The organism is Halobacillus litoralis, from assembly GCF_020171725.1.
Lineage (GTDB): Bacteria > Bacillota > Bacilli > Bacillales > Halobacillaceae > Halobacillus > Halobacillus litoralis_F.
In genome coordinates this window covers 34,070-60,363 of the sequence record NZ_JAIVAJ010000003.1, presented here as the reverse complement: position 1 = coordinate 60,363, position 26,294 = coordinate 34,070, and the positions used below count along the sequence as shown (strand labels likewise).

Genomic DNA, 26,294 nt, shown 5'->3' with positions numbered 1-26,294 from the left:
ATATATGGGTGTTTTCATCATCATACCACAGATCATAGGTATACAATTAATCTATCTTACTTATTCTATTTTCATCTAGAGGAATTGTGTACCAATTTAAAAAGAAAAAACCCTTCCCAAGCCTATTGGGAAAGGTTTTATAGCTAGAGATTCTCTACGTCACTTCTCAAGCAGAATGGTAGTTTTGCTCTTTTTCAGACGATGATTTTCTCACATTGTATACCCATGCTTCGTCTTTATCCATCATCCGCTTCGCAGCATAGATCAATACGAACTGCAGTACAATGACCGGAAGTCCCATCAAGCCGGAAATCACCTCCAGCGGTGGAAGTCCCCCGATCCGCATCAAGATGAGCGCAACAGCCGTGATGACTCCTGCAATGATGACACGCAGCGTTTTAGGAGGTTCGAATTTACTCATATCCCTCGTACTCGTATAGGCGGCGACCGTATACGTCGTCGAATCGAGCGTCGTCGTTAGAAAAATGAGCGCGACGATGATAAAGATCACGATGGCTACGCTCCCGAACGGAAGGGTTCCGAGTATTTCAGGAATGGCCGCCATCCTTTCGTTGTTCTCAACAAGTTGAAGAATCGATAAATCTCCTTCCAAGTATCGGTCGACACCAAGTCCACCGAGCACACCGGTTGCCAACCAGGAAATGGCCGTCGGAGCGAGCAAGTACGTGAGAATCATTTCTTTAATCGTCCGCCCGCGCGAGATCTTAGCAGCAAACACACTGTGAAGCATCGCCCACGTCGCACTATATGCAAACCAGAAGACCGTATTGCTCTGGATATGGGATGCCTGACCCTGATGGACGGAATCTGTATTTAATGAAAAGCTAAAGTAGTTCGATAGTAAGAACCAAACGCTGTCTGTGAAGTAATTCAAGATGAACACGCCCGGTCCTGCAATTAAAATGAATACAGCCAGAATCCCCGCTAAATACATGTTCCACGTACTGAGCCGTTTAATTCCTTTTTCGATCCCTACGTAAGCACTCAGAGAGAAAAGCGCTACCCAGACAATGGTCACGATGATGGTCATGGTAAAGGTCACGTCCATGTCTAATAAGTACGATAGGTTATGAGTAATGATCGGTGCTCCAAGACCAAGCGTAACAGCCGCTCCCGCTAATATACTGACGAGAAACAGCATATCAAGAACTCGTCCTCCCCATCCATCTGTGAAACGGTCACCGAATAAGACACGACACGCTTCTGAAATCCTCATCAACGGCCGTTTCTTCACATGAAGGATATACCCCATCGCAGGCGCAATCATCACGAAGATCGCAAACACTTGGAAGCTCCACAGGAACATGCTGTAGGAATTCCCCCAAAGAATAGCTTCCGCAGACCCCGGGGCGACACCAGCAGGCGGGTTATTCGCAACAGACGTCCACTGCAGCATCCCTGTTCGCATGATCGTCGATCCGACCCCCATCGCAATGAGAATCGAGGCATATTCGAACAAGGTAAACCTCGGCTTCTGCTTCGGATCTCCCAATACAACCTGTCCATATTTAGAAAAAGATAAGTAAAGCGCAGCAGCCACAAGCAGCACACCATACCATAAGTAGCCCCAGCTGAAGACCTCCACTATGTAGTCAAAAATGGCATTCAACATCTCCAGAGACTGCGCTTCATACAGCGCAAATGGAATACTGATCAATACGACAATCAGTAACGATGGCATGAAGATCTTGTAGTCAATTAGATTCTTTCCATTCATCATCTATCTCCCCTTTTTCCCAATTAAATGGTAATGTAAAAACTTCTCTTCCCGAAAAATTTCTGCATTAAAACGGAATTTGAAAAGAAATCGAAAAAAGTGCCTGTCCTCGATAGAAGACAGGCACCCAATCTATAGTTCTTCATACTGCGATTCCAATCTCATTTGTTCCTTGAGATGATCATCCAAACGTTCCAGCTGCGAACGATAGCCATCCATCATCCCCATTCCCAACACTTCATTCAACTGCTCTTCATCTTCGAAAGTAGACTGGATGACAAGCTTTGCCTCCCCCGCCTCATCGCGGAATTCAACAACCACTTCCATTTGAGGCATCGTCTCGACGATCCGTCCGTCTTTATCAGAGAAAGCGTCCGAATACACGATTCTTTCCTGGTCGACGATTTCATGAAAAACAGCCCTGCCCCACGAACCCATGCCGTAGAAATCCACCTGGTCCTCATCTGTACATGTCATGCAATAATGCCATAAGCCTCCAGGTCTGAAGTCGAATACGAGATTCTCCGTCTCCCAGCCTTGCGGACCCCACCAAACAGAAAGTTCGTCCGAGCTTGAGTACGCTCGATACAGCAGTGACTTTGGTACTTGAAAAGATTGTTCCATGACCAGCACTCGTCCATCAATCTGAGTCGTCAATCGGCCTGCAAAATCGTATTCAGACATCTTCTTTTCTCCCTCCAAAGAATGAATTTTGGGATAATCTTTTTATATTCGACGCCTAAAGCTCTTTTCCTTCTTTTTCACGATGAAAAAAGTCATGTCTGAACAGCCAACTGTTGAATACCCCACTCCTTACATATCCACATCCACGATAATGTCTTCAGCGCTCACTGCGGTTATGCTAAGGTACGCCGCTATCGAATATGACCGCTCTTCTTGATTAACCGTAAAGTATTGAGTAAAAGTACGGGATCGATCTTCATCTTTTCCCAGCGACTCTTGATGAAAAGACAACGCATCGCCTGCGGAATCAAGCGTTATATCAATGAACTCCGTTGACACTTCCCCCAGCTCATTTTCAAAAATTCGAAGTCTTGCTGTAACATCCATCTTATCCTCGGTAGGTTCTCCTGCGTACGGTATCTGGATATTCTTTTTTGTGACATCCAGAAGCGTCTCCTTACCTTCTGCCGTCACCTTTGTTTCAAGCACTTCAATGTTCTGGTCTGTATGATGCTCCTTCAAGGTCTCTTTCACATCAGGTTGGTAAGACGCTTCTTCCTGACATCCCATCACGGAAAACAAAAGCATAAATAAAACAATCATCGAATTCTTCTTCATCCAAACCACGCCGGGTGATCCAGCCACTCTTCCATCGGGTCGTCTCCCTGCACCTCAAGCAGGCGATACAGAAAGCGATACGGACTCCTGCATTCCGTCAAGTCCGGAAGCGGCATAACCGATTCATACCCTTTCGCAAACGAATCCGCTGACTCTTCATCCAAGACATACTCCAGTCCAATCAAATCAAATGCTCTTGGTGCCAACGCATAAGCCTCCGTATCGACCAACCCTGTCAGCTGAGAACCGTCTGTCAAAAATTGAGTCGGGTCGATATCAATCAATACCATCGAAGCAGATGTAGGCACTCTCAACCTTTCAAGCTGCGGCTTTATTTCATCTCGCCACAGCTTTTCAATCGCCAAATCCCCCCGGTAAAACAACGCCAGTAACTTCTCAATATGTACTTCCAGATGGTGATGAAACTGTGGCAACGGGATCCAGACCGACTGACTCGGGTGACCTGCATAGTCGAACGTCCTCTTATGTATATGGGCAAGCCCCTTCCCCGCCTGTTCCAGAATTACAGGTCTTGCCTCTGTAAAGCTCTGTAACGTAGAACCTTCAAGCTTTTCAACAATCGCCCATTCACGCTCGCCATGAACGACCTCCAACACATCCGGCACAGGAATCGTGCTTGCTTCCCTCAATAGATCGTTCACTTTCTTAAGGCGGCTGACCTTACGCGGATCTATGCCAAACATGTTGTGACAGCCCCACCAAAACGGATCACTCGTTACTTCCTGAAGCTTCGAAGACCTCGCAATGTAAACACCTTTCTCCGTCTCCACTTCCCAGACATCGCTGCCGTGATTCGCATAGCCTGGATCAAGCTCCTTTTGACTGATGATTTCCTCTGAAAAAAGGTCCTGCAGGTTCATAAGGAATCTCCCCCCCCTTTTACATACAATTATTTCAAAATGAGGAGGGATTATCAATTTTCATACACATTACGAATCTGAGGTTTCCGACGAACACGCATAGATTCCCTGCCAACGCACATAGACTCACCTCCAACGCGCATAGACTCCCTCCAACGCGCATAGACTCACCTCCAACGCGCATAGACTCCCTTTAACGCGCATAGAACTCCCTCCAACACCCATAGACTCCCTCCAACGCGCATAGACTCACCTCCAACGCGCATAGACTCACCTCCAACGCCCTTAGACTCACCTCCAACGCCCTTAGACTCACCTCCAACGCCCTTAGACTCACCTCCAACGCCCATAGGACTCGCCACCAACGCACAAAAAAAGCGTCCACCCTTTCCGGGCGGACACCTGTTTAAATCGACAGCCTTTTCGGCAGTTCATATAACGATTCATTCCAATCCGCACGCTTCTCCACCACTTCATCAAAACCAAAAGCAGCAGGCTGGTCATCTTTGATGCTGACGACTTTGCCAGACTCCCCGTCCATCACTAAATCGACGGCGTGAGCCCCCAGTCGGCTTGCCAGAATGCGGTCTCTGGCAGTCGGCGTCCCACCTCGCTGCGTGTGACCGAGCGATGTAACACGGGACTCCATTCCAGTCGCTTCTTTCAGCTGCCTGTGAAGATCCGTTGCATTCATCAGCCCCTCAGCCAAAATGATGATACGGAAGCGGTTGTGACGGCCGGGCCCTTGCTGGACTTCCTGAAGAATTCGGTCCAAATCCTCTTTCTTCTCCGGAATCAGGATATTCTCCGCTCCACCAGCCAATCCGGAAAGTAAAGCGAGATTCCCGGTATCTTTGCCCATCACTTCGATGATCGAAGACTTCTCATGGGACGTCGCCGTGTCGCGGATCTTATCAATGTAATCGACAATCGTGTTCAGCGCCGTATCAAACCCGACTGTTTCCCCGACGCACGGGATATCGCGATCGATGGTTGCAGGGATGCCCACACATGGCATTCCTTTACGCTCAAGAATAGACGCAGCAAGCATCGCTTCTTTTCCCCCTATGACAATCAAGGAATCGATCTCATGTTTATGTAGCTCATCGTATACGTGCTGCTGGCCGTCTTCTGTAAAGACGAGATCGCATGGTGAGGATTGCAGAATGGTACCTCCGCGCTGCATGATCGACCCCACTGAAGCGGCATCCATATGTTTCACTTCATTTTTCAACAAACCTTGGAACCCACCCTGGATTCCGTACATATCTGCATTATGGTAAATTCCAGAACGGACGACCGCACGAATGGCAGCATTCATGCCCGGGGCATCCGGTCCACTTGTTAACACAGCAATTCTTTTCATCGTAACCACTCGCTTTCTATTCGTGCTGTATTCAGCTTATGTCTATTTTACAGAAAAAGATCGCATAAACCTAATACTGAATATTATAGCAATCCTCTCCTAAACAAAAAGCACTTTCTCACGATCTTTTACTATTTTCCCGAAAAACTATTCCGAAAATATTTTTCAGGTTTCGAAATTAATTCACCTGGGTAGATAGATTGTACTCGTTATTGATTACTTATTATTCTAAAAAACTACATAGGAGGTAGAGATAATGAGCAATAACAAACAGAACCGCAAGGATGAGCAGTTGGAACAGTACCGGACCGATGATTCGGGAAAACACACGACGACGAATCAAGGTCTGAAAGTTTCCGAGGATGAATTCTCGTTAAAAGCAGGCGAACGTGGTCCTACATTAATGGAGGACTTTCATTTTCGTGAAAAAATGACGCATTTCGACCATGAGCGTATTCCTGAGCGAATTGTCCACGCCCGTGGTTTCGCCGCTCACGGGGAATTCCAGCTTTACGAGAACTTGGAAAAGTACACGAAAGCGGACTTCCTGAACGATACATCGAAGACGACACCTGTCTTCGTCCGCTTCTCTACCGTCGCCGGATCAAAGGGTTCGCCTGAAACGGCCCGCGACGCGCGCGGATTTGCGACGAAGTTCTATACAGAGGAAGGCAACTACGATTTAGTCGGAAACAACATTCCCGTCTTCTTCATCCAGGATGCCATCAAGTTCCCTGACTTGATCCATGCCGTCAAACCAGAGCCACATAACGGAATGCCCCAAGCGGCATCGGCCCATGATACGTTCTGGGATTTCATCGCCAATAACCAGGAATCGGCTCATATGGTGATGTGGGCGATGTCTGACCGTGCCATCCCGAGAAGTTTCCGGATGATGGAGGGCTTTGGTGTGCACACATTCCGCCTCGTGAACCAAAACAATGAAGCGTTCTTTGTGAAATTCCACTGGAAGCCGGTACTCGGCACTCACTCCCTCGTCTGGGATGAAGCCCAAAAGATTTCCGGTAAGGATGCAGACTTCCACCGTGGTGACTTGTACAGCTCCATCGAGAACGGGGACTACCCTGAGTACGAACTCGGTCTTCAAGTCATCCCTGAAGAGGACGAGTTCAAATTCGATTTCGACGTCCTCGACCCGACGAAGCTGTGGCCGGAAGAAGATGTGCCCGTTGAAATCGTCGGTAAAATGACGCTCAACCGCAACGTGGATAACGTGTTCGCCGAGAATGAACAAGTCGCGTTCCACCCTGGACATGTCGTACCTGGCATTGATTTTACAAACGACCCGCTACTTCAAGGGCGTCTGTTCTCCTATACCGACACCCAGTTGATCCGCCTTGGAGGACCGAACTTCCATGAGCTCCCGATCAACCGTCCGGTATGCCCGTTCCATAACAACCAACGTGATGGATACGGTCGCCATACCATCAATAAAGGGCAAGTGAGCTACCATAAGAACGCCCTATGGAACAACACGCCCTCCCCGGCTTCTGAGGAAGAAGGCGGCTATGCTCACTATCAGGAGAAGGTCGAAGGTAGAAAAGTCCGAGCACGCAGCGAGAGCTTCAAAGACCACTTCTCTCAAGCTACTCTGTTCTGGAACAGTATGAGCGATCATGAGAAGGATCATATCATCCAGGCGTTCAGCTTCGAGCTCGGGAAAGTCGGAAGCGAATCGGTGCGTAACCAGGTTGTCGACATGTTCGCGAATGTCAGCCTTGACCTGGCCAAACCGGTAGCGGAGAACATCGGTGTCGATGCTCCTACGTCCGGTGGGTCTGATGTTACGAAGTCGTCACCAGCCCTTAGTCAGGAAAACACCGTTCAATCGACGAAAACGAGACACGTCGGCGTCATTCTAGGCGAAGGATTCGACGGCTCTGTGGTACAAGAGGCCATCCAATCTATGAAGTCAGAAGGCATGATTCCGATGGTCATCAGTCAGAAGCAAGGAACCTTGAAAGGAAAAAATAACGAAGAGCTGGCCGTCCAGCACACCTTCACGACCATAGATCCAGTTTTACTCGATGCGATTTATGTGGCAGGTGGAAGCATGGACGACAAAGCCTTTAAGATGAACGCTTCCTATTACGTCAGCGAAGCATTCAAACACTTCAAACCAATTGGAGCAACAGGCAACGGTGTGGAATTATTGAAGGAACAAAACGTGCACAATCAAAAGGGTGTCGTATCAGCTGATGATGCAGCATCATTTGTAAAAGACTTCAGCCAAGCGGTCGCTGCACACCGACACTTCCAACGTGAACTCGTGTAAAAATTTTTTTCACTTAGTTATGAAACAATAAAATAAAAGGTCCAGATGCTCTCCCCAGGCTCTGTCCCAGGCCTGGGGATTCGTCTGTACATAAATCCGGCACTCACTACAAAAATATTTTCTTAAAATAATGTTTGCATCAAAGAGGCACATATATTACCATGAAATTCCTACTGTTGCCTCCCTACCTATAGAGAGGAGGCAGAAAAACATGTCAGCGTTCGAAATTGGTACGACCATCACTCACCCTTGCTTGAGCTGTTTCTATGAAAAACAGACGATCATGAAGGTGACACCCAAGGAGTTTTCTGAGAAAACAGCCTATGTCTTATGGACCCAATGCGCCTCGTGCGGTCGAAACGACACACACTTGAGGCAAAGCGAATAAAAGGAAATGCCGGATTCAGCGTTTCCCCATGTCCCATGACATCTAAGAAGAGGTGAGTGCATGTCCAGCAACACAAAGACTCTAGGATTAATCAGCGCCCCTGGATACCCGGATAAATTAGGCGACGTTCTTGGAAAAGAGTTGCCCGAACTCCTTCAGTATTATGTGGATGATGCGTATGAATGGAAGGTGGAATATCATGTCCGCTCCATTGCGGGAGCGACGGATGATTCCGAGGAAGTGCTCGAAGCGGCTAGAAAAGAGAAAGAAGAATGCGGTTGGGATATGGCCGTCGCTTTAACGGACCTCCCGCTTTTTCACGACAACAAGGCCTTGATCGCAGAAGCGTTCAAGAATGGCTGCGTCGCACTCATCAGCCTTCCCGGCCTCGGCTCCACGCCGATGGTCAAACGAGTACGCGAATCCGTCCTGCAACTTGTCAACGAAATGTATTATGGCAGCTCATCTGAGCAACGCGAATATGCTGATCAACGATTAAAACTCAAAGGTCAGAACAAATATCCAAGCGTTAAAAATAAAAGCTCAACATCTTTGATGGGGAAGAGAATCATTGAACGGCTCTCCCCCATTCAACGTGAAACGGAAGAAGACGATTCAGAAACGAACGTGTACTTCACGGTTACGACACGCATCAGCGGTGCAATCCGACATGTAACCGGGATGGTCCGCGCCAACCGGCCATGGTCCATGTTCCCCGCTTTTCTTAAGCTGATCGTCATCGCCTTCACAACCGGGGCTTATGCACTCGTTTTTCCAACGTTATGGATGCTCAGTGACCACTACGCTATTTGGCGTCTCTCCTTACTGACGCTTGTATCGATCACATCGATGGTCGCCTGGATCATCCTTGCGCATAACCTATGGGAGAATCGAAGGACGAGCTATCAAGGGGTTCATTTACGAAGACTTTATAACATGGTCACCCTTTGCACACTCGTCATTTCAGTCACTCTCTATTACGTGATGCTGTTTTTCATCTTCTTCCTTGCCGTGTTTCTTCTTATTCCGATGGGACTGCTTGAAATTCAATTAAACGGTGATGTGAATTACATTCAATACTTGTATATCGCGTGGACCGTCACAAGCGTCTCTACCATCATCGGAGCACTCGGCTCCGCCTTGGAAAACGAAGAAGTCGTGCTTTCCTCCACCTATGGATACCGGCACCGGCAGCGCTATGAACAAATAAAAGAAGTGAGACAGAATCAGGAAAAGACAGTCGACGACCAAGATAACGTGAAGAAAACAAGCTGAAGTGGTCTGATAGAAAAGCAGACTCTAAACACAAAGAAGCAGCCCTCATCGGACTGCTTCTTTTACATATTAGTTCAGGCTGACACCTTCACCTTTCGAATCTGATCATCTTCCATCTGCACCACTTCGAAGTTGTACGCCTCATAGGCTAACTTCACTCCTTCACGGACGTCCATGATGTTCTTCAGGATCCATCCGGAAATGGTGTCGACATCGCCATTCTCAAGCGTAATGTCAAAGTAATGGTTCACATCGGATATCGAAACTTTCCCGTCTAAAATGAACGTCCCGTCTTCCGCTTCCACAAAGTCTTCTTCCTCTTCGTCGAATTCATCGTGGATATCGCCGACAATCTCTTCAATGATGTCTTCGATCGTGACAATACCAGAGGTTCCACCGTACTCATCGGTCAGGACCATCAGCTGAGTCTTTTCCTTCTGCATCTGCACAAGCAGCTGGTGGACCGGAATATTTTCAAATACCTTGCCTACTGGATGAATGAACGGCTTTAAGCTGTCTAAGTTGTTTAGATCATAATGAAAGAGCTCTTTGATATGAATGAATCCAATGATATGATCCTTATCCCCTTGAACGACAGGGTAGCGGGTGAACTTTTCGCTTCGTATATAATCGATGGATTCCTGCAACGGGGCGTCGATGTCGACAACCGCCATATCTGTACGAGGAGCCATGATCTCTTTTGCAAGTCGTTCGTCGAAATCAAAGATCCGCTCGACGTACTCATATTCAGATTGATTGATTTCCCCTTTTTCATAGCTCTCTGATAGAATGTGTCGCAACTCTTCTTCAGAGTGGACTTCATCTGCCTCGCTGACAGATTTGAATCCAAGCAGGCGAATCAGGACGTTCGCTGATCCGTTCAATAACCAGATCAACGGATACATCACCTTACTATATACAACTAGTGCAGGTGAGAGCATCAATGTAAGAGCTTCTGCTTTTTGGATAGCCAGCGTCTTAGGAGCAAGTTCTCCTAAAACGACATGTAAGAATGTGATGACAAAAAACGCGATCGCAAAACTAATGGTGTGAGACAGCCCTGCTGGCAAACTGAATCCTGCAAGCAGAGGATGGAGAAGGACTTCAAGCGTTGGTTCACCTAACCACCCGAGCCCAAGTGCCGTAATCGTTATTCCGAGCTGACAGGCAGACAAATAATAATCAAGGTTGTTTGTAACCTTCAAGGCGAGCTTCGACCTCTTATGTCCCTCATTCGCTCGTGCTTCCAATTTAGACTTTCTCACTTTTACAATAGCAAATTCGCTTGCAACGAAGAACGCTGTTAACACAATCAACACCGCGATCGCTGCAAGCTTCATCGACGTTTCCATAGTTTATCCCCTTTTTTTATCCATTTCATTTCAACATGTATGTGATCTTCCACTATGACAATTCCTCTAAGCATGACCTACAATCGATCCTCTCCCCTTTCTATTTCATAAAAAAAACCCTTACCATTCTGATCAGGTAAAGGTGTGGGTTCTAATGTCATACCTTTACCGCGATGGCAAAGGTCTTGCAAACAACATGAATGTTGCCAGTTTAGCCGGTGATCATTTAACCTGACCACGTTTTGTCGACATCACTGTAAGCTACTCCCCTTTGGAGTATTACTATATTCGGAAATTCCCAGTTCATACTCGTAAACTGTACGCTAATTTTATACAAATTTCAGAAAAACGTCAACTGTTGAACAGTAGCTCAAAGCTCCGATCCCTTGGACTTAACGTTCGTGGAAAGCCGGACGCCACTGATCTGGTACGAGTTATCTGTAGCGTTCAAATTTCATCATTTATACAACCTGAACGTATCATTCCAGCCTCAATCTTCTTGGTCAATGGACTTGATTTTCGACTTCCAACGAACCAGATCACGGTTCAACGCTTCAACGTCCTCCCACACGCTGTCTTCATATGGATCTTTGCCCGGGAAAGAAACAGGATGCCAGCTTCTATATGGCTTCAGGACGACAAGATCCTCAGATGGCTCCACGGTCACCTTGTAGGCCCGCCCACCGTAAAATTGTACAATGTCACCTGCTTCAGCCCATTTCTGCTTGGAATTCGAATCCTCCCATCCGTTCCTGAAGAAATTCTTCAAAGGTGAACCCCTCCTAAAGTAAATACTTTCATCCCTACTTACGGATCACGAAGTAAAAAGTTTCCATTTTTAACTAAAATTGCATATTAAGAACACATTTACCTTTGGAAATCGATTACACTTATAGTATGTACTATCACTTTATAGGACAGGTGGATGAATGGATGAGCGAAGAAATGATGATGATCATCGGTCCCGTAACTTCCATTTTGATAGGACTTCTCATTGTCGCTTTTCTTATGAACATGGACAAGCGGGGAGACGAATAATGACCATTGTCTCAAAAATAGCTAGTCCCTCCCCTATCCTCCAGTCTCTTTTGTTACACTAAGGTTGGAGGAAGTGGAGGAATATGGATACCTGATCATGTTGTTCTGAAATCATGCTATACATATTTATAAACGCGTTTCTCCATTAGACACCTCCCATCCTGAAAAAAGGAGATGGTTGGAATGTGGGAATACATAATCGTTCAATTGCTCTCTCTTATCACCCTGGGTATTGGAACGCTCTTGGTCGTCCTGACGCCATGGCTGATGAAAGAAAACAAGATCACGGGCAGCATCAGTTTTGCTATTGGGATATTCATTATTGGCTTGCTGCTTTACTTTCTTTTTGGCAATCCAGTAATCAGGGAACAGATTCTCAACCACGGGTTTAACTAGAAAAAGAAATGGAGGTGTACAACCTTGATTCTAGGTGCTTTTTATTTAGGTGATATGATTTTTCAAATCATGATGTTTCTTTTCATTGTTGGGATTTTCTACGTCGTTTACCGTTTAATCGCCGACCGGCCTACTCGCAGAAATGCAGATGATACGAACGAAAAGCTGGACCGAATCATTCAACTGCTGGAAGACGAAAGAAAATAGAAAGTCTCCTCAAAGAAGTTGGTGCGAATAGGTTTCATTTGAAGGTAAATAGCAATAATTACTATTTTGGTATATAAATGTTGTGGAATCTTTGAGATAATGGATATACAGTGTTTCTTTTACTCTACACACTGGCAGGAGATGATTCGATGTTCTTGCTCGTAAGAACATTAAACGGAAAGAGACAAGTTCTTAAGGACTCCAGTAGTTTTCGGACCAAGACTTTCCGCAGTAGTTCATCCGCCAAGCTTCTTTGTAACCAGTTAAATAGTGAGACGTCTTTAGATAAACAATGGGCTGTCGAAAAGATCAGCCTTTCCCAGTAAGCAGAATTCGTTCTGCTTACTTTTTTTGTGCCATTTTTTGAGAATCCGAACGTAGAAAATCCAGTGCGGGTGGCTTACAGAGTCATTTACTCATTTTTCTATGTATCAAAAAACAGCCGATTCAGGGCACTAACCTGAATCGACTGTCTCTGACGACTCGTCTTTGGGTAAAAGTCATCTATTTATAAGGGGGAAAGGTTTCATTTTACATGAACGTCTTATTTAGACTTCGGCACTGTTCCTGCGTCTGCTGGATGCTCGCCGTGACGGTAGTAATCAGCATCGATTGGATCGAGTGGCTTACGTCCACGGATTAAGTCGGCTGCTTTTTCAGCAAGCATTAATACAGGGGCGTGGATGTTACCGTTCGTCACGTATGGCATGGCGGATGCATCGACAACGCGCAGGTTCTCAAGGCCATGAACTTTCATCGTTTCTGGGTCGACAACGGACATTGGATCAGATTCTGGTCCCATTTTCGCCGTACAAGACGGGTGCAGGGCTGTCTCTGCGTCTTCGCGTACCCAGTCCAGGATTTCTTCATCTGTTTGAACAGTCGGTCCTGGAGAAATTTCGCCAGCGTTATATTCTTTCATTGATGGTTGAGCCATGATTTCACGTGTGATGCGGATCGCTTCGACCCATTCGCGTTTGTCCTGCTCAGTAGATAGATAGTTGTACACCATGCTTGGGTGCTCTTTCGGATCTTTAGACTTGATCTTCAAGGAACCACGAGCATCAGAGTACATCGGTCCGATGTGCACTTGGAATCCGTGATCCGTCGGCGCTACTTGTCCATCGTAACGGACTGCAACCGGAAGGAAGTGGAACATCAAGTTCGGATAATCGACGTCTTCGTTCGAGCGTACGAATCCTCCACCTTCGAAGTGGTTCGTTGCTGCTGGACCTGTACGTCCAAGCATCCACTGAAGACCGATCCAAGGCATACGCCATTTCTTCAAGTTCGGCTGCTCTGAAACCGGTACTGGGCATGCGTGCTGCACGTACACTTCAAGGTGGTCCTGAAGGTTTTCCCCGACTCCTGGAAGGTCGATAACTGGATCGATTCCAAGAGATTTCAGGTGCTTCGCATCGCCGACACCAGAAAGTTGAAGCAATTGTGGTGTGTTGATTGCACCACCAGCAAGGATGACTTCTCCTGCTTGGACTTGGTGCATCTTACCGTTTCGCTTATACGTCAGACCTTTTGCTTTCTTACCATCGAAGTCGATGTTCGTTACGAAAGCACGTGTCTTGATCGTCAAGTTCTCACGGTCTTTGAACGGGTGAAGGTAAGCACGGGATGCAGACAGACGCTGCCCTTTATAAACGTGCTTATCAAACGGACCGAATCCTTCTTGACGGAATCCGTTCACGTCAGGTGTACGGTTGTACCCGGCATCTACCGCAGAATCAAAGAACGCCTGGAATAGTGGGTTCTTCGCAGGACCACGCTCCAATTTGATTGGGCCGTCGTGACCACGAAGATCATCATCAGGTGATGCCAGAGCATTTTCAAGACGCTTGAAGTATGGAAGGCAATGTTTCCAGTCCCAGTTCTCCATGCCTTCATCAGAACCCCAGCGCTCATAGTCTTTAGGGTTACCACGTTGATAGATCATGCCGTTGATGGAGCTTGATCCACCAAGAACTTTTCCTCGTGCGTGAGAAATGCGACGTCCATTCATATGTGGTTCTGGATCAGAATAGTACTGCCAGTCATACAGGTTCTTTCCTGATGGGAACGGAAGAGCTGCCGGCATTTGAATAAGCAGGTCCCATGCATAGTCACTGCGTCCTGCTTCGAGGATCAGCACACTCTTGTCTCCATCTTCACTCAGGCGGTTACCTAGTACAGATCCCGCACTTCCGCCTCCAACGATTACGTAATCATATGATTCAATCATAGCCATATCTGTTCCTCCTTGATGTGTAAGTTGTGGAAGAAGGGATCAGACCCTTCCTCCTTTATATAAAAAGTTTAGTTAAGAGTTTGATTAGAACCAGTTGATTGGTTCAGGTTTCAGGTTTTGGAAAATATGCTTCGTTTCCGTGTATTCTTCAATACCAAGCTTTCCTAGTTCGCGTCCAATACCGGACTGCTTGAATCCACCCCATGGTGCGTGTGGGAAGTACAAGTTGAATTCATTGATCCACACCGTACCCATGCGCATTTTCGCTGCACAGCGTTCTGCTTTTGCGATATCATTCGTGAACACGCCGCCAGCAAGTCCATAAATCGAATCATTCGCAAGGCGTACAGCTTCTTCTTCTTTCGTGAATTTTTCGACCGTAATGACCGGGCCGAAACCTTCATCCTGAACGACACTCATGTCTGTCGTACAGTCTGTGAAAATCGTCGGCAGGAAGAAGAAGCCATTCTGCAATTCAGGATCTTCCGGACGCTTACCACCTACAGCAAGCGTTGCACCTTCTTCGATTCCTGCTTCTACATACTTTTCGACCTTAGCCAGATGCTCCGCTGAAATTAACGGCCCCATCTGTGTCTCTTCGTCGAATCCGTTTCCGATTTTGAACTTCTTCACGCGCTCGACAAGGGCATTTACGAATTCGTCGTGAATGCTTTCTTCAACAATCAAGCGTGTACCCGCAGAGCAGATCTGCCCAGCGTGGAAAAAGACGCCATTCAATGCCTGATCGACTGCTAGTTCGAAATCAGCATCTGCGAAAATAACGTTCGGGTTCTTACCGCCCAGCTCAAGTGCCAGCTTTTTCACATTTGTACTGGCCGTCTGCATGATTTTCTTCCCTGTTTCGATTCCACCTGTGAAGGAAATCAAGTCGACGTCTTTATTCTCTGCTAGTTCCTGTCCGACTGTTGCGCCAGCGCCAAGCACCAAGTTCACAACACCAGCCGGTACACCCGCTTCTGCCATCAGTTCAAAGACTTTAATGGTCGTAAGTGGTGTGATTTCACTCGGCTTCATGATCAGTGTGTTTCCTGTTGCTAAAGCAGGAGCGAGCTTCCATGAAGCTTGAAGCAGTGGATAGTTCCAAGGTGTAATCTGTCCACACACGCCTACAGGCTCGTGTACGACTTTACTGATGGAATTCGGTACTGGAGAATCGATCATCTCCCCACCATTCTTATCAGCAAGCTCTCCGTAATAACGGAAGACGCCTGCGATATCGTCCATATCTCCACGACTTTCTTCTACTGTCTTCCCTGTGTCCAGAGACTCAAGATAAGCAAGCTCTTCCTTATCTCGTTCAATCAGCTCAGCAATCTTCGTTACGATTGCGCCGCGTTCGGTTGCCGGGGTACTCGCCCACTCTCCGTTATCAAATGCTTCTCTTGCTGCAGCAATCGCAGCCTTCGCATCGGCTTCGTCCCCTTCTGGAACGACAGCAATCGTTTCCTGGTTGAATGGATTAATGATCGTGCGCGTATTTTCCGAATCAGCGCCAACCCATTTCCCGTTAATGTAATGTTGCAAGTTTAATTTAAGATCCAATGTGATCAACTCCATTTTCGAAGTAGATTAAGTTTATTAAGAATTTATTTAACATTTTAAACACTAACACGTCCCTTGAAAGATGTCAAAGGACGAAGCAAAGAAAATTCTAGAAACAAACCCCACCTACAATTTTTTATTGTTCCTATAATGAAGGGACGGGATTCACTGCATCAAAATCCTGCGATTCCATTTGACATTTTCTCTGAACACGTTAACATGAAGTTCGTAAAGAAAATTTGATAAATATTTAACAAGCTTTACTTTGATCGAAGGAGCGACCCCTATGAGTGAATCAAAAGAGACACCACAACTCAAAATAGAAGAAGCAAAAGATAAAGTCATCGGAGCGATTGCAGAAACGATGGATTTATACGGGGTGACCCCCGCTGCTGCAAACCTTTATGCAACGATGTACTTTGAAGATCAGATGACGCTCGATGAAATGCGTACAGAGCTCGGGATGAGTAAGCCGAGCATGAGTACGAGCGTCCGCAGGCTCCAGGAAATCGAAATGGTTAAGAAAACATTCACTCGCGGATCAAGAAAACACACCTATGCCGCAGAGAAGAATTTCTTCCGTTCCTTCATGGCATTCTACTGCCAAATGTGGGAGCGCGAAGTGAAAATGAACCTTGAAGCGACTGAAGAAGCCCAGGAAGATTTTATAGAAGTCATCAAAGATTCCAACAGCACGCCGGATATCGTGGCAGAAGCAAAGAAGTACTATGATCAGCTAGAAGAGTCTAAGAAATACTATCGTTGGTTGAACAGCCTGGTGGATAGCATCAGAAGCGGTGATATCTTCGACTTCTTACCGAAAGAACCGCAAGATTAAGTAGAATCCAACCTTCAGGGAGTCTGACCACAGACTTCCTGATCAAGGTATGTTTCACTCTTTCATGAAAAAAAGAGAGGGCTTCGTTTGGCATTTTTGTTTAAAAGATTCTAAATACATTTAAATCTTTAAATGTATTAGAAAATATACAAAATCTAAAAGAAGGAGTTTTTCAACATGAACAAGTGGAAAAAGGTACTTAGTTTGATGTCCGTGATTCTTTTGATTACTGTGCTGGCCGCATGCGGGAGCTCAGATGAAGGATCAAGTAGCGATGAGCAGGAAGGATCAAACTCAGAAGGAAGCAACAAGGAATTATCTATCGGTCAAATCAACTGGGCTGAGAACATCGCCGTTACGAATATGTGGAAAGTCATCTTAGAAGATAAAGGGTACAGCGTAAACCTGAACAACTTGAACATGGGTAGTACAATGAAAGCCCTGGAAGCAGGCGATCTGGATGCAAGTTTAGAAATCTGGCTGCCTGTACAGGATGCGAACTACTTAGAGGAATACCAAGATAAGGTGAACTTCTCTGATGCAACGTGGTTCGACAATGCGAAAGTAGGTCTAGTCGTACCGACATACATGGAAGATGTAAACAGCATCGAAGACTTGAACGCAAATAAAGACATGTTCAACAGCGAAATTGTAGGCTTTGACCCGGGTGCAGGTACAATGGAAGTTACAGAACAAATGATCAACGATTACGGCCTTGAATACGAACTACTGTCAAGCTCTGAACCAGCAATGCTCGCTGAAATCGGAAATGCAGTAGAAAACGAAGAGCCGATCGTCGCTCCACTATGGAGTCCACACTGGGTCTTCTCTAAATATGACCTGAAGTTCCTCGAAGATCCTCAAAACACATTTGGTGGAACAGAAAAAATCCACCACGCAACACGCCTAGGTTTCGATGAAGAATATCCTGAAATCAGCGAATGGTTCAAGAACTGGAAGATGGACGACAAACAAATCGGTGAACTGATCAACTATGTTGAGAACAGTGAAGAACCGATTGATGGTGCTCAGAAATGGGTAGAAGAAAACCAAGACCTCATCAATGAATGGGTAAAATAAACATGTAACAAAAAACCGGCTTCTCCTTTTCGGAGTTGCCGGTTTTTCATTTATATGGACTATTGTAATCACGACCTAATGCAGCGTCTTTATCGACGGTTCTTCTTCCTTCTCAGCGGAGAACGTCGTTTATATCTCTTTTATCGACGCTTCTTCTTCTTTCTCAGCGGAAAACGTCGTTTATATCTTTTTTATCGACGTTCCTTCTTCCTTCTCAGCGGAGAACGTCGTTTATATCTTTTTTATCGACGTTCCTTCTTCCTTCTCAGCGGAGAACGTCGTTTATATCTCTTTTATCGACGTTTCTTCTTCTTTCTCAGCGGAGAATGTCGTTTATATCTTTTTTATCGACGTTTCTTCTTCCTTCTCAGCGTCCTGACAAACTTACTCTCCATCCAACCGGAGAGCATAACAATGGTGCCTGCCCCACCACTTTACTTCCGTGAAAATGGGGAGACAGGCACCACGTTTTTTTATTGCCAAAGATGATGAGGTTCCTTATTTAATCGTAAATTCCATTTGAACAGCACTCTTCAAAGAAAGCTCGTTCTGATCATCCGCTTGGCTTGCAATGATCAACGTGTACGTCGCTCCTGATTGATAAGCCTGATCAGGAATAATCTGTACGACATTGCCCTCTGCATCATATTCAGTTGTCACGGAGACAAGCTGCATTTCATCATCGAACACATAGAAATTCAATGAATCAAGCCACTCACTCTTGAAGCTTTGATTAAAGGTGACTTCCCAGACTTTCTGATTGTCCACTTCATTTTGTTTCTCAAACTCTTCTTTCTCTTCTTCCTCTACTTCCTTAACCGCCTCATCCTGCTCTTTTTGAAGCTTTTCTTTGATGTCCGTTATCTCTTCACGAACTTCATCCACTTCCTCAAACAAATCTTCCAGTTCACTCAAGTCAGCATCTGACCCCAGTTTCTTTTCTCCCCACGTCATCAGTTTACTGATCTGCTTCTCGACGACATCAAGTTTGTTTAATTGAGAATCCAATTTTCCAGAGAAGCTGTCGGCTTGATCATCCATACCTTCCCAGTACTCTTCCTCCCACTCATCTTCTTCATCGGAATCATCTTCATCTTCTTCGTCAGACTCATCTTCATCCTCTTCGTCGGAATCATCTTCATCCTCTTCGTCGGAGTCGTCTTCATCCTCTTCGTCAGACTCATCTTCATCTTCTTCGTCGGATTCGTCTTCATCCTCTTCGTCGGAGTCATCTTCATCCTCTTCGTCGGAGTCATCTTCATCCTCTTCGTCGGAGTCGTCTTCATCCTCTTCGTCGGAGTCGTCTTCATCCTCTTCTTCAGACTCGTCTTCATCCTCTTCGTCGGAATCATCTTCATCCTCTTCGTCAGACTCGTCTTCATCCTCTTCGTCAGACTCGTCTTCATCCTCTTCGTCAGACTCGTCTTCATCTTCTTCGTCGGATTCGTCTTCATCTTCTTCGTCGGATTCGTCTTCATCCTCTTCGTCAGACTCGTCTTCATCTTCTTCGTCGGATTCGTCTTCATCCTCTTCAGCAGACTCATCATCAGAATCCGAGTGTTGGTCTTCTTTAAGATCGAAGTAGTAATCCATGCGATCTTCCACACGGTCATTCTGTTCTTTAATTCGTTCCAGCCTGTTTTTAAGAATTTCCGTTCTCTTTTCGAATACTCTTACATGGTTCTCCTTTTTATGTTCCACTTTCTTTAACTGCGTCACTTCAATATGACTCTTGCCTCTTGTTCCTTTGTCTTCGGAGTCAGCAAGCACAGTGGTGACAGGTACTGTTGATAGAAAAGCTACAGTCGAAACCGTTGCAAAGATTTTCTTCCATTGTGGGTTCATGATACGATACCTCCTATAGTGTATATCTATTGTATCGGTCTATTTTTTTCAGTCTGCATGGGTCGAAGGTTCATTCTTCATCTGATTCTCCCGATGCGGAAGATGTTAAAAAGTGCCTTCTTCCCACCACTTTCGTAGAGTGGAACGTTACGTTGTTGAATCTTTCTACCCCTATGCAAAGGAGAATCAACAGGCTACTTCTGCACATCATAAGGCCCTTAACCAACTGGCTCCCCCCTTCAGTGAAAAGCATCATAAATAGATGGTTGCATTCTGTAAAAGGAGGCGTATAATAGGAAAAGAAAACTGATTGACTATATTATTCAAATGGTCAGGTGATACAATGACAGTGGATAAGAAACGTGAAATCTTGCAGGCAGCACAACAATCCTTCAGCTTGTTCGGCTATAAAGCCACCACGATGGACCATGTAGCAAAAGCCTCTCAGGTAGCGAAAGGGACCATCTATAATTTTTTCAAAAACAAAGAAGAACTGTTCCAAGCTGTGATTGCCGAACTCCTGCAGGAAATGAAAGACAAGGCAGAATTGGTCATGGATGATGATCTCCCTCTGAAAAAGAATGTCCATGCCGCATTGGTCGAGCTTCTCGAGTATAGAAAGAGTCATCAATTAACCGTAAAACTCGTGTACGAAGCGAAAGACAAAGGGACCACAGCGGTGCGTGAAGCGCTCGATCATATCGAAGAACTCATCTTAAATTACTTGAAAGAGAAGATCGTGAAAGCCATTGAGAAAGGCGATATACGACCGTGTGATCCTGAAATCACTGCTTTTATGATGCTCAAGCTTTACAGGGCGTTCATTTTAGATTGGGAAGAGCGACATGAGCCACTGGCTAAAGAAGAGATGTTCCAATTGTTTGATGAATACGTATTTAAAGGGTTGTCACCATCCTGATACCCTTTTTCTTTTTCACTAAAATGACCAAATGAACAAAGTAGTCAAACGTTATACAGGAGGGTAAATTAATGAATGGATTTCGATTGTGGCTCAGTGAATTAAAACATATCGGATCAAATAAAAAAGTACTCATTCCATTTGTAGCTGTTCTCATGATTCCGTTAATATATAGTGCCATGTTCTTATGGGCATTCTGGAATCCTTACGAAAACATGGATCAACTGCCGGTGGCCGTCGTCAATATGGACGATGGATCAGAGTTCAACGGGGAATCACTGAACATTGGTGAGGAGTTCGTTGATCAGCTCAGTGATAGTGGAGATTTTGAGTATCACATGGTGAGCGAACAGGAAGGTTACAATGGACTGAAAGATCAGGATTACTACATGCTCGTCGAGATTCCGAAGCACTTCTCGGATGATGCGACAACCATTCTCGATGATGAACCGAAAAAACTGCAGCTCAAGTATGTACCTAACGAAGGCTACAACTTCTTATCCGCACAAATTGGTGAAACGGCGACAGAACAAATGAAACAGAAGCTCTCATCAGAAATGACAGAGACGTATGTGAATGCCATGTTCACTCAGTTTAGTGAAGTTCAATCAGGGCTGACTGAAGCGAGCGACAAGGCTAGCGACTTGAACAACGGAGCTTCTGAACTGAATGACGGTGTTGAAAAAATCGAGAAGAACCTGAAGCAGTTAGCCGCTAAGCAGGTTGAACTGGCAGGCGGCACGGCAACACTCCGTAACGGAACATCCGAGTTAGCAAGCGGCACACAAGAGCTCAATCAAGGATTGGGTCAATTGTCTGAAGCGATGGGCAAACTGAATCAAGGACAATCAGAAGCCAAAAATGGAGCCGCACAACTTCAACAAGGGATCCAAGCATCCACCTCAGGGGCAGCAGAGCTCGAACAAGGATTGGAGAAAACGGCCGCTGAAACAGGGAATTTACAAAAAGGTGCCGCTCAGCTGGCACAGTCGGTTTCTTCTCTGAATCAAGGATCCAGTCAGCTATCGCAATCAGCTGGTCAGCTTCAACAAGGAATTCAACAATTAGAAGCTTCCATGTCTCCGCTATTAGAGCAAATGGACGAAGAACAAAGAAAAAACGTCCTCGCTCAGCTGGAGGCTCTGAAATCCGGAACGTCTTCTGTCAACGAAGCGGCAGGTCAGCTTGCCGAAGGCTCTAAACAAATCGACAGCCGAGTCTCTGCACTGCCTGGACAAGTCACGGCCCTTCATGAAGCGCAAGTGAAGCTCCATAAAGGAAGTGCAGAACTAGCGGCAGGTCAGCAGTCTCTTCAATCGGGAGCAGATGCCTTGCTTTCAGGAGAACAGACGTTAACGGCCAAGATGCAGCAATTTGCCAAAGAACTGAACAAGGCAAACAACGGTTCAGCTGACCTCGTCGCAGGGGCTGCACAGGTCAACAAAGGTGCCCAGCAGCTTGCTTCTGGTTCGAACCAGTTGGCAGATGGGTCCAGTCAATTACGTGACGGCGCAACAGAATTGTACAGCGGAAGTACAGAATTGGCTTCAGGTGCCCTTACCTTCCAGGAAAGTCTGAATGAAGCATCGACGGAAGCATCCAGCGTCCAACTAGGGCAGAAGGTCGAATCCATGATGGCATCTCCTGTGGGCGTCAACAAAGCATCGATCAACCATGTCCCGAACTATGGAACAGGATTCACGCCTTACTTCCTTTCACTTGGACTGTTTGTGGGCGCTTTATTGATCACCATTGTATATCCCGTCAAACAATCCGTTGCTGAACCTCGAAGCGGCCTCAGCTGGTTTGTATCGAAATACAGTGTTCTTGCTACAGCCGGGATTGTTCAGGCATTGGTTGCCGCAAGCGTCATTCTTTACGGCCTCGGGCTTGAAGTAGGAAGCACCCCGCTATTCTATGGATTCAGCATTCTTACCAGCCTGACATTCATGGCGCTTATCCAAATGCTTGTCTCGTTAATGGGAGACCCTGGTCGATTTGTGGCCATCATCATTCTTATTTTGCAGTTGACCACAAGCGCTGGAACATTCCCATTAGAGTTGATCCCGCAACCGTTACAAGCGTTCAACCCATTACTGCCAATGACGTATTCCGTATCGGCCTTCAAATCGATTATTTCGGATGCACAGCCATTGATCACAACTGACACATTGGCTATGCTCGGATTCATGGTGGGCTCCATGCTCATTACGATTATTTATTTCAGCCGAATCCTAAAACGGAAAACAAAGCTTCAACTGGCATCTTAATCAGCAGAGGAGAGTGACGTCACTCTCCTCTCTTTTTTGTTTACGGAAAAGGGACACACTTCCTCGAGCAGTCTCATACCTTATAGGCGAATCACACTTTCAGGAGGTCACCCTATGCCAAATGAGCAAACTTTCGGAGCTAAAGGAGCCTTGAACGACGACTCACTCACGTTTCCAAAAGCTTTAACGTACGCCATGCAGGATGAATACCTGGCCCAAGCCAGATACGACGATATCTTGAACACATTCGGATCGATCCGCACATTCGAGCAAATCAAACAGGCCGAACTGCGCCATATCAATGCGTTAACCGTGTTGTTCCAACGATATCAAATCCCTCTCCCAGAAAATGACGCAGCAAATTACGTCACAACGCCCACTACAGTAAAGGAAGCCTACAGCCAGGGCGTCCAAGGAGAAATCGATAACATTGCCATGTATGAAAAGTTCCTGACGTACGAACTCCCTTCAGACGCAAGAATCGTATTCACTCAACTCCGCAACGCCTCCCTTAACCACTTAGCTGCGTTCGAACGAGGCGCGTCGAGATCGGATGGTTGAATCGTACCTGCCCTCTCGTTCGAGGGCAGTTTTTTATATGAAACGGAAATATGTATAGGTTTGCCTGCTTGCTTGATACTAAAGGCATAAACGAACTTTTGAGAGGAGGTCGACCATGAAAATAGCGATTATCGGCGCGGGCCTTGCCGGCCTTTCCTGCGCCATTACGTTGGAAAAGCACGGATTGGAAGTGGATGTTTTTGAAAAGCGGGGAATGTCAGGTGACCGGTTCATGAATGCAGAAGCGATGTTCTCCATGACGCAGCACCCCGTAACAGATGGTGTGAAGTTCCTTTCCGAAACATATGGTATCCACCTGAAGCCATCCAGTAGCATTCAAAGGCTACAGAACTATTCTAAAAATGAAAAAAGCCAATTGGACGGACAATTAGGTTTTATTTTTATGAGAGGGAAGCACCCGGAATCGTTGGAGTCCCAGCTTGTGTCACAATGGAAAGGCCAAATCCAATATCGCCAAGACGTCTCCTACGACGACATCGCCAAAGAATATACGCACGTCGTAATCGCTACGGGGGACGCCCGGGATACGAAAAAACTACAGCCGTACGATGTGGCTTTCAAAGCAACGTTCAGAGGAGCTGTTGTCGAGGGTGACTTTGATCAAACCGAAGCCCATGCCTTCTTCAATAACGATTTCGCTCCCAAAGGAATGGCTTATCTACTCCCCCACTCCGATTCTAAAGCCTCTCTCGTCTTGGTCTATCCTCAATATCACGAAAACGAGCGACTTGATAAGGAAGAGCTTTGGGAGATGTGTTATCAGGAATGCTGCCGAAGATTAGATCAGGACCTGAAGATCATCAGCAACTTTTCCCTTAAAGATTATATGATCGGGAAAGCGGAGCATTCGCGCATCGGCAATACGTTCTTCATCGGGAACTGCTGGGGCGCCATCACCCCTGCCTTTGGATTCGGGCAGTTCGAATCGATGCTGACAGGTATTTATGCGGCAGAAGACATCGCAGGCAAAGGAGACTATGAAGAGCTCACAAAGCATCTATCACAAGGCTATCACGATTCCTTAACGCTCCGCCGGGGATTGGAGAAGTTGGATAATCAAAAGCTCGATCTGCTCACTAAGTCGATTAGCAATAAGTTCGCAGAAGAGCTGATCACGAGTAAAAACATCAACCTTTTCAAGATAATCGGACGTGCCCTCCACCCCTTCAGCCGGAAAGCTTGATAAATGTTGTATAAAAGAACCTGCCCCTCCTGTAAGGGCAGGTTCTTTCATAATCAAGCGCCGAGTTACGCTGCCTGCTTTGGATTTGATCCGAACCGGTTCTCCGTGTCGCTTTCCAGTAGCGCGAAGACAAGCAGCGCACCTCCACCAATGAAAGGAATCAGAGTAAGCAGGAACCACCATCCACTCCTTCCTGAATCATGGAGCCTCCTGATGGTTACAGCTATTGAAGGAAGGATCGTACCTATGAAATAAAAAACGAGTACATAGCCTAGTATAGTCGGTGTCGACGTTTCATTCTCACCAAAGATAAGAATATTAAGGATGAGAATCCCGATGATCATCAATAAATTTATTAGATGAAACCACCAAAATTCTTTTCTCCTCGCCCGACCACGGAACACGGCGTACTTCCTCAATGCTTTAACATACCACTTCATACTCATCACACCTCTCTTTTTCAATTCGTTTACATATTCCACCACCCCCGAATCAATAACCTTTTTTTAACAATTCGGAACTAAAAAAGCGCCTTCCCCCACTTCTTTACCATTATAAAAGGTTTGGGGTCGGGCACCGGACATTAACTTTCTTCATTATAAGAACTCTTGATGGTATAACCAGCAAGAGTTCTTGAGTTACCTTCAGATTTAGCATCTAGTACTTCACGACGTAGGGGTCAAGTCCCTCCACCCGCAATTTATTGTGGAATTAGTTCTGTTTTAAAGGTCGGAGTCAGGCACCGGCATTCTTCACTGATCCGACACAGTTAAATCAGCGGTGTACATAATGAACCTACTTCGCCTACGTAAGGCGGAATCCAAACTATCGGAAGTATGATGCCCTCTTTCTGGATATCGCTTATATACATAATTTTTGGCAGAGGACGAATAAATCTTCATCCCACTGTAGTAACAATTCATTTGAAATTCGCTGTCTTCTCCTTGACTGAGAGAAGAGAAAGGTATTACGTCAATTATATTTTTTCGAAACGTTAATGTCGCTCCACTTAGAAAATGACGAGCGGTGTAACGTTGATTTCCCTGCCTCGTTACCCATCGATTCTGCTGAACAGGGTTATAATGGCGCAATTCTTTTCTTTCTAAGAAATAAATATAAAAAGAGGCTTTACCGACTATGTCCGCTTCCTGATTGATTAATGTATAGTAGCTTTCCTCTAGATAACTCCCACCATAATAGTCATCATCATCCATTTTGGTCACAACCGGATACTTCGCCTGGCGTATTCCGAAATTCAAGCATTCTCCCAGAGAAAAACTCCGATTCATGTTAAACAACTTGTATTCGTATTCTCGCAAAGCATCTTGCACATTAGGAAGCTGACCGTCTGTGTGCAAGATGAGGATCAATTCCTTCTCAATAATAGACTGATTTTTGAATCGCTTTATGACGTCGAGTGCTAAGTGAGGTCTTTTCGTACAAACAACAACTGAAATCATTCCTCTCTCCCTCTCCTTTACGATAAATCACCATTAGAATAAGCACCCATCACTTAAAGATTGGATGCTTTTGCGA

The 26,294-nt window shown here is 45.8% G+C and carries 23 protein-coding genes; 11 read left to right on the top strand and 12 right to left on the bottom strand.

Annotated elements, in window-relative coordinates; genetic code table 11:
* Positions 1-166 precede the first annotated feature (166 nt).
* The 5 genes from LCM20_RS07730 to LCM20_RS07710 form a co-directional block, all read right to left on the bottom strand.
* A complete protein-coding gene (locus tag LCM20_RS07730) occupies positions 167-1,738 on the bottom strand; it encodes a BCCT family transporter (protein ID WP_225194862.1) in 1,572 nt (523 codons plus the stop codon).
* 132 nt (positions 1,739-1,870) lie between these two features.
* Positions 1,871-2,422 (bottom strand): SRPBCC family protein, encoded by a 552-nt coding sequence (locus tag LCM20_RS07725; protein ID WP_225194861.1) that lies wholly within the window; start codon positions 2,420-2,422, stop codon positions 1,871-1,873.
* 129 nt (positions 2,423-2,551) lie between these two features.
* Entirely contained in the window at positions 2,552-3,040 is a 489-nt protein-coding gene (locus LCM20_RS07720) for a hypothetical protein (RefSeq protein ID WP_225194860.1), read from the bottom strand.
* The gene (locus LCM20_RS07715; RefSeq protein WP_225194859.1) at positions 3,037-3,921 is read right to left on the bottom strand and encodes a phosphotransferase; all 885 of its coding nucleotides are present in this window, start codon (positions 3,919-3,921) and stop codon (positions 3,037-3,039) included. Before LCM20_RS07715 ends, LCM20_RS07720 begins: the two co-directional genes overlap by 4 nt.
* Before the next feature lie 406 nt (positions 3,922-4,327).
* Positions 4,328-5,287, bottom strand: a complete 960-nt coding sequence (locus LCM20_RS07710; RefSeq protein WP_225194858.1) for an ATP-dependent 6-phosphofructokinase — start codon at positions 5,285-5,287, stop codon at positions 4,328-4,330.
* Positions 5,288-5,543: 256 nt separating this feature from the next.
* Between LCM20_RS07710 and LCM20_RS07705 the strand changes: the two genes are divergently transcribed.
* From LCM20_RS07705 to LCM20_RS07695, 3 genes are all read left to right on the top strand, one after another.
* Entirely contained in the window at positions 5,544-7,583 is a 2,040-nt protein-coding gene (locus LCM20_RS07705) for a catalase (protein ID WP_225194857.1), read from the top strand.
* Between the two features lie 211 nt (positions 7,584-7,794).
* Entirely contained in the window at positions 7,795-7,971 is a 177-nt protein-coding gene (locus LCM20_RS07700) for a hypothetical protein (RefSeq protein ID WP_225194856.1), read from the top strand.
* A 60-nt stretch (positions 7,972-8,031) separates the two neighbouring features.
* Complete coding sequence (locus LCM20_RS07695) at positions 8,032-9,246, top strand: hypothetical protein (protein ID WP_225194855.1); 1,215 nt, start codon at positions 8,032-8,034, stop codon at positions 9,244-9,246.
* 74 nt (positions 9,247-9,320) lie between these two features.
* Here the strand turns inward: LCM20_RS07695 and LCM20_RS07690 are convergent, their stop codons facing one another.
* Positions 9,321-10,598 (bottom strand): hemolysin family protein, encoded by a 1,278-nt coding sequence (locus LCM20_RS07690; protein ID WP_225194854.1) that lies wholly within the window; start codon positions 10,596-10,598, stop codon positions 9,321-9,323.
* Between the two features lie 490 nt (positions 10,599-11,088).
* A complete protein-coding gene (locus LCM20_RS07685; RefSeq protein WP_225194853.1) occupies positions 11,089-11,367 on the bottom strand; it encodes a hypothetical protein in 279 nt (92 codons plus the stop codon).
* Positions 11,368-11,819: 452 nt separating this feature from the next.
* Between LCM20_RS07685 and LCM20_RS07680 the strand changes: the two genes are divergently transcribed.
* Together LCM20_RS07680 and LCM20_RS07675 are read left to right on the top strand one after the other, a co-directional pair.
* Positions 11,820-12,032 carry a hypothetical protein gene (locus tag LCM20_RS07680; protein ID WP_225194852.1) on the top strand — a complete coding sequence of 71 codons (213 nt, stop codon included), beginning with the start codon at positions 11,820-11,822 and terminating at the stop codon, positions 12,030-12,032.
* Positions 12,033-12,056: 24 nt separating this feature from the next.
* Positions 12,057-12,239, top strand: coding sequence for a DUF4083 family protein (locus tag LCM20_RS07675; RefSeq protein ID WP_225194851.1), 183 nt, complete (start codon positions 12,057-12,059; stop codon positions 12,237-12,239).
* A 544-nt stretch (positions 12,240-12,783) separates the two neighbouring features.
* Here LCM20_RS07675 and betA read toward each other — a convergent pair.
* Positions 12,784-14,472 carry a choline dehydrogenase gene (betA, locus tag LCM20_RS07670; protein WP_225195033.1) on the bottom strand — a complete coding sequence of 563 codons (1,689 nt, stop codon included), beginning with the start codon at positions 14,470-14,472 and terminating at the stop codon, positions 12,784-12,786.
* Positions 14,473-14,562: 90 nt separating this feature from the next.
* The gene (gene betB, locus LCM20_RS07665) at positions 14,563-16,056 is read right to left on the bottom strand and encodes a betaine-aldehyde dehydrogenase (RefSeq protein ID WP_225194850.1); all 1,494 of its coding nucleotides are present in this window, start codon (positions 16,054-16,056) and stop codon (positions 14,563-14,565) included.
* 271 nt (positions 16,057-16,327) lie between these two features.
* Between betB and cudC the strand changes: the two genes are divergently transcribed.
* Together cudC and LCM20_RS07655 are read left to right on the top strand one after the other, a co-directional pair.
* Entirely contained in the window at positions 16,328-16,879 is a 552-nt protein-coding gene (gene cudC, locus LCM20_RS07660) for a choline uptake/conversion transcriptional regulator CudC (RefSeq protein ID WP_225194849.1), read from the top strand.
* Positions 16,880-17,056: 177 nt separating this feature from the next.
* A complete protein-coding gene (locus tag LCM20_RS07655; protein ID WP_225194848.1) occupies positions 17,057-17,959 on the top strand; it encodes a glycine betaine ABC transporter substrate-binding protein in 903 nt (300 codons plus the stop codon).
* Positions 17,960-18,457: 498 nt separating this feature from the next.
* On the opposite strand, the gene LCM20_RS07650 is transcribed toward LCM20_RS07655, so the two are convergent.
* Complete coding sequence (locus LCM20_RS07650) at positions 18,458-19,804, bottom strand: Ig-like domain-containing protein (RefSeq protein WP_225194847.1); 1,347 nt, start codon at positions 19,802-19,804, stop codon at positions 18,458-18,460.
* A gap of 343 nt (positions 19,805-20,147) precedes the next feature.
* Here LCM20_RS07650 and LCM20_RS07645 point away from each other — a divergent pair, with 343 nt between their 5' ends.
* The 4 genes from LCM20_RS07645 to LCM20_RS07630 all read left to right on the top strand — a co-directional run bounded on the left by LCM20_RS07645 (position 20,148) and on the right by LCM20_RS07630 (position 24,758).
* Entirely contained in the window at positions 20,148-20,723 is a 576-nt protein-coding gene (locus LCM20_RS07645) for a TetR/AcrR family transcriptional regulator (RefSeq protein ID WP_225195032.1), read from the top strand.
* A 71-nt stretch (positions 20,724-20,794) separates the two neighbouring features.
* Positions 20,795-22,993, top strand: a complete 2,199-nt coding sequence (locus LCM20_RS07640) for a YhgE/Pip domain-containing protein (protein ID WP_225194846.1) — start codon at positions 20,795-20,797, stop codon at positions 22,991-22,993.
* Between the two features lie 114 nt (positions 22,994-23,107).
* Entirely contained in the window at positions 23,108-23,554 is a 447-nt protein-coding gene (locus LCM20_RS07635; protein ID WP_318247303.1) for a DUF2202 domain-containing protein, read from the top strand.
* Positions 23,555-23,669: 115 nt separating this feature from the next.
* A complete protein-coding gene (locus LCM20_RS07630; protein ID WP_225194845.1) occupies positions 23,670-24,758 on the top strand; it encodes an FAD-dependent oxidoreductase in 1,089 nt (362 codons plus the stop codon).
* A 65-nt stretch (positions 24,759-24,823) separates the two neighbouring features.
* Here LCM20_RS07630 and LCM20_RS07625 read toward each other — a convergent pair whose 3' ends face one another.
* Together LCM20_RS07625 and LCM20_RS07620 are read right to left on the bottom strand one after the other, a co-directional pair.
* Positions 24,824-25,198 (bottom strand): DUF805 domain-containing protein, encoded by a 375-nt coding sequence (locus LCM20_RS07625; RefSeq protein WP_225194844.1) that lies wholly within the window; start codon positions 25,196-25,198, stop codon positions 24,824-24,826.
* Positions 25,199-25,510: 312 nt separating this feature from the next.
* Positions 25,511-26,218 (bottom strand): glycosyltransferase, encoded by a 708-nt coding sequence (locus LCM20_RS07620; RefSeq protein ID WP_225194843.1) that lies wholly within the window; start codon positions 26,216-26,218, stop codon positions 25,511-25,513.
* Between the last annotated feature and the right edge of the window lie 76 nt (positions 26,219-26,294).